This window comes from Parendozoicomonas verongulae (assembly GCF_009711465.1).
Lineage (GTDB): Bacteria > Pseudomonadota > Gammaproteobacteria > Pseudomonadales > Endozoicomonadaceae > Sansalvadorimonas > Sansalvadorimonas verongulae.
Genome location: NZ_SMME01000742.1, coordinates 1 through 8,538, shown reverse-complemented (window position 1 = coordinate 8,538; position 8,538 = coordinate 1). Strand labels below are relative to the sequence as shown.

Sequence of the window (8,538 nt, the reverse complement as noted above, 5' to 3'; positions counted from 1 at the left end):
TGGTCGGAGCGAGAGGATTCGAACCTCCGACCCCCACAACCCCATTGTGGTGCGCTACCAGGCTGCGCTACGCTCCGAACGATGGCTATAGTAATGATTTCATTGAAAAAATCAATCACTAATCGCCAGCTCTCACTAACAATAAGCCGTTAGCAAGAGTGAAAGCCTCTCTGGGAAAGAGAAGGGGTGAGCTTTCAAAGACTCTGCGACTCAAACTGGTCGGAGCGAGAGGATTCGAACCTCCGACCCCCACAACCCCATTGTGGTGCGCTACCAGGCTGCGCTACGCTCCGACAAAATGCCTTACCTATAAGCAAGAACGCGGCGTATCCTATCCAAAACAAGAGTACACAACAAGGGGGTCATTCGGTAGTTTTACTGAACGCTGCTCCGGCTCAGTCTGCGTCCTGTCAAACTTGTGATACTGTTCCAGCTCCATAATATTTGGCAGAGATTGATCCAGAAACGATCGCAGCGAGAAATTATTTAATGGCAGTGGGGCTGTGTCTGTTAAGTCCACTTATTGCGGAGTATCTGCTGGGAGACTGGACGCTGCAGCAGCTATTATCACTTCTGTTTCTTGTACCGCTCTACGGTGCTGGCGCTCTTGCCGTAAGGGAAATTGCAAGACACTGTGGCCTGGGTGAAGCACACAAGTTATGCATTTGCTTAAGTGGCTTGGTAATGTACAGCATTTTGGGGCTGTACCAGTTTTCTAAAGGACAAACCGGACTGGGTTTTCAAGTCTCGTATGTTGATCTTGGGCTATAGCTGGGGTTGATTGCGGGTTTGATTTCGCCAGTTGTAATATGGCTCAGAAATGCCCGTAAAAGGGTTTACTGATTTGCCGAGCCAGTAACACTCCAATTGGATCGGCTGCTTCAATAGCGCTCACAGATTGAGAACAAAAGCTATTTTCTTTTCAAGATTGTCCGAATCTCTTCCAACTCTCGGATGGTTTGACGCACCAACTGGCGAAACTGACTGCTGTCGTGGTGCTCATCCTCACCAGCAAGGCGAGCGCGGGCGCCGGGAATGGTGTAGCCCTGCTCGTAAAGCAGGCTGCGAATTTGGCGAATGGTAAGAACATCCTGTCGCATATAATAGCGGCGATTGCCTCGGCGCTTCACAGGTTTGAGGTGAACAAACTCCTGCTCCCAGTACCGAAGCACGTGGGGTTTCACCTGACAGAGATCAGCCACCTCACCAATTGTGAAGTAACGCTTACCGGGGATGGCGGGAAGTTCAGCCTGAGGCCCAACCTGGAGGTCAAGCCCCACTGATCCGTCATTCTTCGACAAGGTGTCCTGCATAGTCCTCAACTCTCGCCCTGAGTTTCTGACCTGGCTTAAACGTTACAACTCGCCGGGGTGTTATTGGAATTTCTTCACCGGTTTTCGGGTTCCGACCAGGGCGCTCTCCTTTGTCCCGCAGATCGAAATTCCCAAAACCAGATAGTTTGACTTGTTCATTATTCTCTAGTGAGGTGCGAATCTCCTCAAAGAAAAGATCAACAATCTCTCGAGCTTCTCTTTTATTAAAGCCCAAGTCCTCGTGTAACCGCTCAGCAATTTCAGCTTTGGTCAGCGCCCCCATGGCCATACATCCTCGATGTAATATTTAACATCAGTCTTTTACAGCATGACTCTTATGACAGTTCCTAAACCTGCCTTATAAACCCTAGGATGCTGTGAGTGAGAGGAAATATCAACCCTTTCAGAGAGTTAGCCAGTGAGATGTCCGGTACTGCCCAGGATATGTCTGTAAACCGAAAAAAAGCCTCCAAAGGTTTCCCTCCAGAGGCCGCTAATGACTATCTACAATCCACTACATAGCAGATACACAATGACTTACGTTTGCATAACTTACTGACGCAGGGTACCACCCAGCTCAGTTTCCAGAGCAGACGTAATATCAGCAAACAGCGCATTCACTTCTTCATCATTCAGAGTACGCTCAGGGTGGCGCCAGGTCACACCCAAGGCCAGGCTCTTCTTACCGTCTTCAACACCCTTACCGCTGTATACATCAAACAGACGAATATCGCGCAGCCATTCACCGGCTTTGGCACGAATAACGCTTTCAACGTCAGCTGCAGCAGTTGTCTGATCCAGCACCAGTGCCATATCACGGCGCACCTCAGGGAACTTGGACAACTCGTTGAAAGCAGTCACATCGCCAGCCATCAGCACGTCAGCAGACATCTCGAACAGGTAAACCGGAATATCCACACTCATAGCCTTGGCCACACTTGGATGCAGACGACCAATCACACCTACAACCTTTCCATCACGAAGAATCTCCGCACACTGACCGGGATGCAGAGCAGGACGCTGAGCGGCAATGAAGCTGTATTCTGCCTCGTTACCTACACGCTTGAACAGCGCTGCCAAATCACCTTTCAGGTCGAAGAAGTCAACAGGCTCATCATTATCATGCCAGCTCTCGGGGTTGCGGCTGCCGCATACGGCACCACCAATCCACAAGTCCTGAGTCAGCCCTCCTTCTTTACGTATGAAGATCTGACCGGTTTCAAACAGACGCACACGGTTCTGCTGACGGTTCAGGTTATGACGCATCGCCGTTACCAGACCTGGCAGCAGGCTGGTACGCATCACAGACATTTCGCTGGAGATCGGATTTGCCAGAGGCTCCGCTTCTATTTCAGGATCAAACTGCTTGTGCAGGGTAGGGTCGATAAAGCTGAAATTGATCGCTTCACGGTAACCACGAGCCACCAGAACACGACGCAGTTCACTCATACGAACATGAGATTCGTCGATAGTCTGCAGACGCAGCTCAGCCATGGGTACAGTGTCTGGCAGGTTGTTGTAGCCGTAGATACGACCCACTTCTTCCACCAGATCTTCTTCGATGCTGATATCAAAGCGCCAGCTTGGTACAGACACAGACCACTGATCTTCACCAGTAGCAGTCAACTCGAGGCCGAGACAAGTCAACAGAGGCGCAATATGATCCGCAGGCAGATCAACACCCAGCAGATCAGTCACCTTCTGACGCTTCAGAGTCACGGTGCGAGCCTTGGGCAGAGTCTCTTCGCAAGCCACTTCAACAACAGGGCCAGCCTTACCGCCGCAGATATCCAGAATCAGGCGAGTAGCGCGTTCAATAGCCTTGTTCTGCAGCTCGGAATCCACACCACGCTCAAAGCGGTGGGACGCATCAGTGTGCAGACCGTACTGACGAGCCTTACCGGCAATACCAATCTTGTCGAAGAACGCAGCCTCCAGGAAGATGCTGGTTGCGCCTTCATTCACACCGGAGTATTCACCACCCATTACACCGGCGATTCCCAGAGGCTTTTTCTCGTCGGCAATAATCAGAGTGTTGCTGTTCAGCTCCTGCTCAGTGCCATTCAGCATCAGCAGCTTCTCGCCCTGCTCTGCCATACGTACCTGAATGGAACCTTCCAGACGATCCAGATCGTAGCCGTGCATAGGCTGACCCAGCTCCAGCATCACGTAAGCAGTTACGTCCACAACAGGGTCGATAGAACGGATGCCGGAACGACGCAGACGCTCAACCATCCAGATAGGAGTCGGGGCATTGATGTTCACATCACGGAGCACACGACCAACAAAGCGTGGGCAGGCTTCAGTTGCAATCAGCTTCACCTCGAAAGTGTCGTCGATATCCGCAACAACATCTTCGATCTCCGGAACAGTCACATCGCTCAGGAAGTTGGCAGAGACTTCACGGGCCAGACCAGCAATACTCAGGCAGTCACCACGGTTAGGAGTCAGATCCACATCAATAATGGTGTCGTCCAGCTGCAGGTATTCGCGGATATCCGCGCCCACTGGCGCATCGGCAGGCAGCTCCATAATCCCATCGGCACGCTCGTCAGCCAGACCAATTTCATCATCGCCACACAGCATACCGAAGGACTCAACGCCGCGAAGCTTCGCCTTCTTGATCTTGAAATTACCCGGCAGCACCGCGCCCACCATGGCAAAAGGAATCTTGATACCTACGCGAGCGTTAGGGGCACCACACACCACCTGAAACTCTTCCGTGCCGTTGGACACTTTGGTTACACGCAGCTTATCCGCATCAGGATGCTGCTCACAGGCTACGATCTCACCGACCACTACGCCAGAAAACTCTGGCGCAACGGCTTCGTACTCATCCACTTCCAGGCCAGCCATGGTGATTTTGCTGACCAGCTCTTCGGTGCTTGCGTCCGGGTTTACCCAGCTGCGCAGCCACTGTTCGCTGAATTTCATTCTCTATTCATCCTCAATCTCCCACTCAGGGAAGACTGGCAAAATTTGTCAGTGCTCGAATGTTGGCGGGGGATAGCCATATCCGCCATTCACTCAAAAATTACTTGAACTGCTCCAGGAAACGCAGGTCGTTCTCAAAGAACTGACGCAGGTCCTTCACGCCATAACGCAGCATGGCAAAACGCTCAACGCCCATACCAAAGGCAAAGCCGCAGTACTTCTCAGGGTCCAGACCCGCATGGCGGAACACATCAGGGTGAACCATGCCGCAGCCCAGCACTTCCAGCCACTTGATAGAACCATCCGCGTTACGGCCCCACTCAATATCCACCTCAGCCGACGGCTCAGTGAATGGGAAGTAGGAAGGGCGGAAACGCACTTCCAGATCATCGCGCTCAAAGAACACACGCAGGAAATCAGACAGCAGACTCTTCAGATCCGCGAAGCTCGCCTTTTCCGCCACGTACAAGCCTTCCACCTGATGGAACATTGGGCTGTGGGTCATATCAGAATCGCAGCGATACACCTTACCGGGGCAAACAATCGCGATGGGCGGCTTGCGGTTCTCAGCCACAAAACGCTTCATCGTGCGCACCTGTACAGGGGAGGTGTGAGTACGCAGCACAGAGCCATCCTGCATATAGAAGGTATCGTGCATAGCACGGGCCGGGTGGTGGTCAGGAATATTCAGGGCTTCAAAGTTGTGGAAATCATCTTCGATTTCCGGGCCGGCTTCTTCAGTAAAGCCGATTGTCTGGAAGTATTCGCTGATACGCTCCATGGTACGGGTCACCGGGTGAATGCTGCCAACAGCTTCACCACGGCCCGGCAGAGTCACATCAATAGACTCCGCAGTCAGCTGTGCGTTCAGGGCTTCCTGCTCCATAAACGCGCGACGCTCGTTCATGGCCGCCTGCACAACCTGCTTGGCTTCGTTAATCTTGGCGCCCGCCTTGGGCTTCTCCTCTTTGGAGAGATGGCGCAGACCCTGCATCAGCAGGCTGATTTCACCCTTTTTGCCCAGATACTGTACACGTACCTGATCCAGGCTGGCCGCATTACCGGCAGCCGCGACAGCAGCAAGCGCTGCGTCGGTTAATGCTTGGAGGTTTTCCATGGACTCTGTGAAGTAAACCGAGAATGTCAAAACGCTCAAGTTTACATGAGAGTCAGGATTAAGACTATGAATCCTACGCCCTTCCCGGTGACAAATGTCCTATCTGACAGAACTATCTACGGGTAGATAAGAGGGAGTACAGCCCAAAGGGTAACGTCACAGCCGATATCACCAACAAAGATTGTGGTATTCTGCACAGTCTTACGGACACATTTGACAGATCAAGACCATGCAACAGGGTGACAACGACCTCTTCTTTCAAGAGATGGCTGATGTAAAGCCACTGGCAAAGGGAACCGTTCACGCCAAACTCACCACACCCAAGAAGGACTCTCCGGGTCTGGAAGAACGTCGCAAAGCTGCGGCAGAAGAGCTGATTGATCCAAATCCTCTCTCCATCGAACTGCGCAAACGGGTACAGCCCCACGATTTCCTGTTCTGGAAAGAGCCAGGGATTCAGGAAGGTGTCTGGAAAAAGCTGCGCCTGGGTAAATACAAAATGGAAGCCCGCCTTAACCTCCACCTGATGACAGTGAAAGATGCCCGTCAGGAACTGGATCGCTTTCTGAAAGATTGCCGGAGCAACGGCATTCGTACTGCCCTTATCTGCCATGGCCGTGGGGAGCAGGGCGAGCAAAAGGCAACCATGAAAAGCTATACCCGCCAGTGGTTGGAAGAGCATGATACCGTTCTTGCATTCCACACAGCCCAGCGTTATCACGGTGGAACCACTGCCGTTTACGTCATGATTCGCAAGAGTGATGAGCAGCGGGCCGATAACAGGGAGCAGCATGCTCGGAGAACTGCACACTGAACATGAGCAGAGAACTACAAAGATAAGTATAAAATGTTGTAGCATAGTGGTTGGACGCAATCTTATCGTAAGTTTTCGTTGCAAATTATCGGCTCACCCTTGCATCCATTTTCGATTCATGGGATACAGCGCCCAACTTCTTTCCACACAGTGAATGATTTGCTATGACATACACAGGCCCGCAACGGACATATGCCGGCACAGCTTTGCGCTGGATAACCGTGGTATTTATGGTTTATCTGCTGCTGGTCGCTGTCGGCATGATCGGCAGTGGCTTCAAATGGGCATCCGGTGGCGCAGATGGCGCCAGAGAGCTTTTCGCTTTTGCCAGTAATCCTGTTATGGGGCTGGTCATTGGTGCCTTCGCCACTGCACTGGTACAATCATCCAGCACAGTAACGTCTGTTATTGTTGGCCTTGTGGCCGGCGGTCTTCCTGTTGCAACAGCTATCCCCATGATAATGGGTGCCAATATGGGCACCACCGTAACCAACACTCTGGTAAGCATGGGACACATTGGCAAGAAGAAAGAATTCCGTCGTGCATTTTCTGCTGCAACAGTACACGACTTCTTCAACCTGCTGGCTATTGCAATTTTCCTGCCTCTGGAAATTTTCACCGGTTACCTGAGCAAAGCCTCAGGTTTTCTGGCGACGTTCTTTGAAAGCGACAGCTCTATGAGCATCAAGCACCTGAACTTCGTCAAGCCACTGACCAAACCAGTAATCAGCACCTATCAAGACACACTTGGTTCTTTCCCCGACCCCTGGGGCGGCGTTATCCTTGCCCTGACCGGCCTGGCCCTGATATTCCTGTCCATCATCATTCTGGGCAAGCTACTGAAGGTCCTGATGGTTGGCCGTGCAAAAGCCATACTCCACCGCGCTATTGGCCATGGCCCGATTACTGGCATTACTTCCGGCACCCTGATGACCATTGCCGTACAGTCCTCTTCCACTAGTACCAGCCTGATCGTCCCACTAGCGGGTAACGGGTTGTTCAAGCTGAAGGAAATTTACCCCTTCACTCTGGGCGCCAACATCGGCACCTGCATTACGGCACTTCTGGCAGCAACAGCCGTTGAAGGCAGTCATGCAATCTTCGCCCTTCAGATTGCCATGGTGCACCTGATCTTTAACTTATCAGCTGTTGTCCTGATTTACGGAATACCAACCCTGCGTCGTATACCTCTACGCGCAGCCCGACGCTTTGCACAGATTGCCAGCCGACGGAAATGGATAGTCTTCGCCTATGTGATCGGGCTATTCTTTGTTCTACCCAGTTTATTAATTACACTGACCGCTTGAAAGGAGTCGCAGCTATGACAACACTGCAGGAATACAAAGCGCACCGTAAAGCTTTGAAAGCCCAGATCAAGGAAACCAAGGCTCTATTACACCAGCTAGAAAAAGAGCTGGAAGAAGAGCGCATTGAGATGCAACACGAAGAAGTCGAGCATCTCGAAGAGTATTTGGAAAAAAGTAATGCCCACCTGAGCGACTTCCGTACTCTCAGTTCCTCTGCCATGGCAGACTTACGAAAGTCTCTCCACGATGTGGCCAGCTGGTTTCGGGGCGATAAGAAGCAACTCTGAAGGAAGGTAGAATCTACTATGCAGGCGTTTGCAGCTATGTAAACGCCTGTTTTTATAGTTAGCTGATAGATATCTCTTCCATTAGCTTTTGGGAAGGGCCTGACGAATAAGAAGCTCCAACTGATCAAAGCGGATATTCAAAGCACCTACTTCAGCCTTCAGGTGATGCATATCAGTTTTCAGTTCCTTCACATCATTCTTCAGTTCCTGCACATCAGTTTTCAGTTGATCTACATCAGCCTCCACTTTCTGCAGTCTCACATCCTGCCGATCAAGACGCTGCTCCAGAACATCAAACCTGTAGTGCATTTCGCCTCTGGCTTTACCTACCACACCAACCACATCAGTTAACGTATTATGATCTGATTCAATTTTGGTCTTGAGACTCATTCACACTACTCCGATCAAAAAATAAGCAGATCGAAGAGAATAGCAGACATTGCGAGGAATACATCACAGAGAAACAGGCAGCGTCTCTTAAGACACTTCAGTCTTCACCATATCGTGAAAACGGCTCGCAATCGTATTCACAATATCCAAGCGCTGGAATGTAGACAGCTCGTTCAGCTGATCCAAATCCAGCCAGTGTAGATGGATATAAGGCGATTTAGATTGAAACTCTCGAAGATCGCCCTTCTTAATCAACGGTAAAAAGTTATCCTGCTTTGAAAGCACCTGATCAAAAGCCTCATTCAATGGCATGGTTTTTCCTTTACCACCTTTAAGAGGTAAACGAATATAAAATCCGTTTTTACCGAATATTTCA

The 8,538-nt window shown here is 51.0% G+C and carries 9 protein-coding genes, 2 tRNA genes and 1 pseudogene; 4 read left to right on the top strand and 8 right to left on the bottom strand.

Going from position 1 to position 8,538, the window contains the following annotated elements; translation table 11 throughout:
* Both E1189_RS04710 and E1189_RS04705 read right to left on the bottom strand, forming a co-directional pair.
* Positions 1-77 (bottom strand) — tRNA-Pro (locus E1189_RS04710).
* 139 nt (positions 78-216) lie between these two features.
* Positions 217-293, bottom strand: a tRNA-Pro gene (locus E1189_RS04705).
* 151 nt (positions 294-444) lie between these two features.
* On the opposite strand from E1189_RS04705, the gene E1189_RS04700 reads away from it, so the two are divergent.
* The gene (locus E1189_RS04700) at positions 445-771 is read left to right on the top strand and encodes a hypothetical protein (RefSeq protein ID WP_155158900.1); all 327 of its coding nucleotides are present in this window, start codon (positions 445-447) and stop codon (positions 769-771) included.
* A 140-nt stretch (positions 772-911) separates the two neighbouring features.
* On the opposite strand, the gene E1189_RS04695 is transcribed toward E1189_RS04700, so the two are convergent.
* The 4 genes from E1189_RS04695 to pheS all read right to left on the bottom strand — a co-directional run bounded on the left by E1189_RS04695 (position 912) and on the right by pheS (position 5,364).
* Positions 912-1,280: a MerR family transcriptional regulator gene (locus tag E1189_RS04695; protein ID WP_329601894.1), complete on the bottom strand. Its 369-nt coding sequence runs from the start codon at positions 1,278-1,280 to the stop codon at positions 912-914.
* Between the two features lie 7 nt (positions 1,281-1,287).
* The gene (gene ihfA / locus E1189_RS04690) at positions 1,288-1,596 is read right to left on the bottom strand and encodes an integration host factor subunit alpha (protein ID WP_155158898.1); all 309 of its coding nucleotides are present in this window, start codon (positions 1,594-1,596) and stop codon (positions 1,288-1,290) included.
* A 269-nt stretch (positions 1,597-1,865) separates the two neighbouring features.
* On the bottom strand, positions 1,866-4,247 hold the full coding sequence (gene pheT / locus E1189_RS04685) for a phenylalanine--tRNA ligase subunit beta (protein ID WP_155158897.1): 2,382 nt from the start codon (positions 4,245-4,247) through the stop codon (positions 1,866-1,868).
* Positions 4,248-4,347: 100 nt separating this feature from the next.
* Complete coding sequence (gene pheS, locus E1189_RS04680; RefSeq protein ID WP_155158896.1) at positions 4,348-5,364, bottom strand: phenylalanine--tRNA ligase subunit alpha; 1,017 nt, start codon at positions 5,362-5,364, stop codon at positions 4,348-4,350.
* Between the two features lie 229 nt (positions 5,365-5,593).
* Between pheS and smrA the strand changes: the two genes are divergently transcribed.
* The 3 genes from smrA (at position 5,594) to E1189_RS04665 (ending at position 7,772) form a co-directional block, all read left to right on the top strand.
* Complete coding sequence (smrA, locus tag E1189_RS04675) at positions 5,594-6,178, top strand: DNA endonuclease SmrA (protein ID WP_155158895.1); 585 nt, start codon at positions 5,594-5,596, stop codon at positions 6,176-6,178.
* A 164-nt stretch (positions 6,179-6,342) separates the two neighbouring features.
* Positions 6,343-7,485 carry a Na/Pi symporter gene (locus tag E1189_RS04670; RefSeq protein ID WP_155158894.1) on the top strand — a complete coding sequence of 381 codons (1,143 nt, stop codon included), beginning with the start codon at positions 6,343-6,345 and terminating at the stop codon, positions 7,483-7,485.
* Positions 7,486-7,499: 14 nt separating this feature from the next.
* Complete coding sequence (locus tag E1189_RS04665; RefSeq protein ID WP_155158893.1) at positions 7,500-7,772, top strand: hypothetical protein; 273 nt, start codon at positions 7,500-7,502, stop codon at positions 7,770-7,772.
* Between the two features lie 81 nt (positions 7,773-7,853).
* Here E1189_RS04665 and E1189_RS04660 read toward each other — a convergent pair whose 3' ends face one another.
* Positions 7,854-8,162: a hypothetical protein gene (locus E1189_RS04660; protein WP_155158892.1), complete on the bottom strand. Its 309-nt coding sequence runs from the start codon at positions 8,160-8,162 to the stop codon at positions 7,854-7,856.
* A gap of 87 nt (positions 8,163-8,249) precedes the next feature.
* A pseudogene (locus tag E1189_RS04655) lies at positions 8,250-8,538 on the bottom strand (hypothetical protein); the annotation flags it as partial.

Excerpts from the sequence above, each read along its gene's own strand:
- ihfA (WP_155158898.1), bottom strand. The coding sequence starts at position 1,596 with ATGGGGGCGCTGACCAAAGCTGAAATTGCTGAGCGGTTACACGAGGAC.
- pheT (WP_155158897.1), bottom strand. The coding sequence starts at position 4,247 with ATGAAATTCAGCGAACAGTGGCTGCGCAGCTGGGTAAACCCGGACGCA.
- pheS (WP_155158896.1), bottom strand. The coding sequence starts at position 5,364 with ATGGAAAACCTCCAAGCATTAACCGACGCAGCGCTTGCTGCTGTCGCG.
- smrA (WP_155158895.1), top strand. The coding sequence starts at position 5,594 with ATGCAACAGGGTGACAACGACCTCTTCTTTCAAGAGATGGCTGATGTA.
- E1189_RS04670 (WP_155158894.1), top strand. The coding sequence starts at position 6,343 with ATGACATACACAGGCCCGCAACGGACATATGCCGGCACAGCTTTGCGC.
- E1189_RS04665 (WP_155158893.1), top strand. The coding sequence starts at position 7,500 with ATGACAACACTGCAGGAATACAAAGCGCACCGTAAAGCTTTGAAAGCC.
- E1189_RS04660 (WP_155158892.1), bottom strand. The coding sequence starts at position 8,162 with ATGAGTCTCAAGACCAAAATTGAATCAGATCATAATACGTTAACTGAT.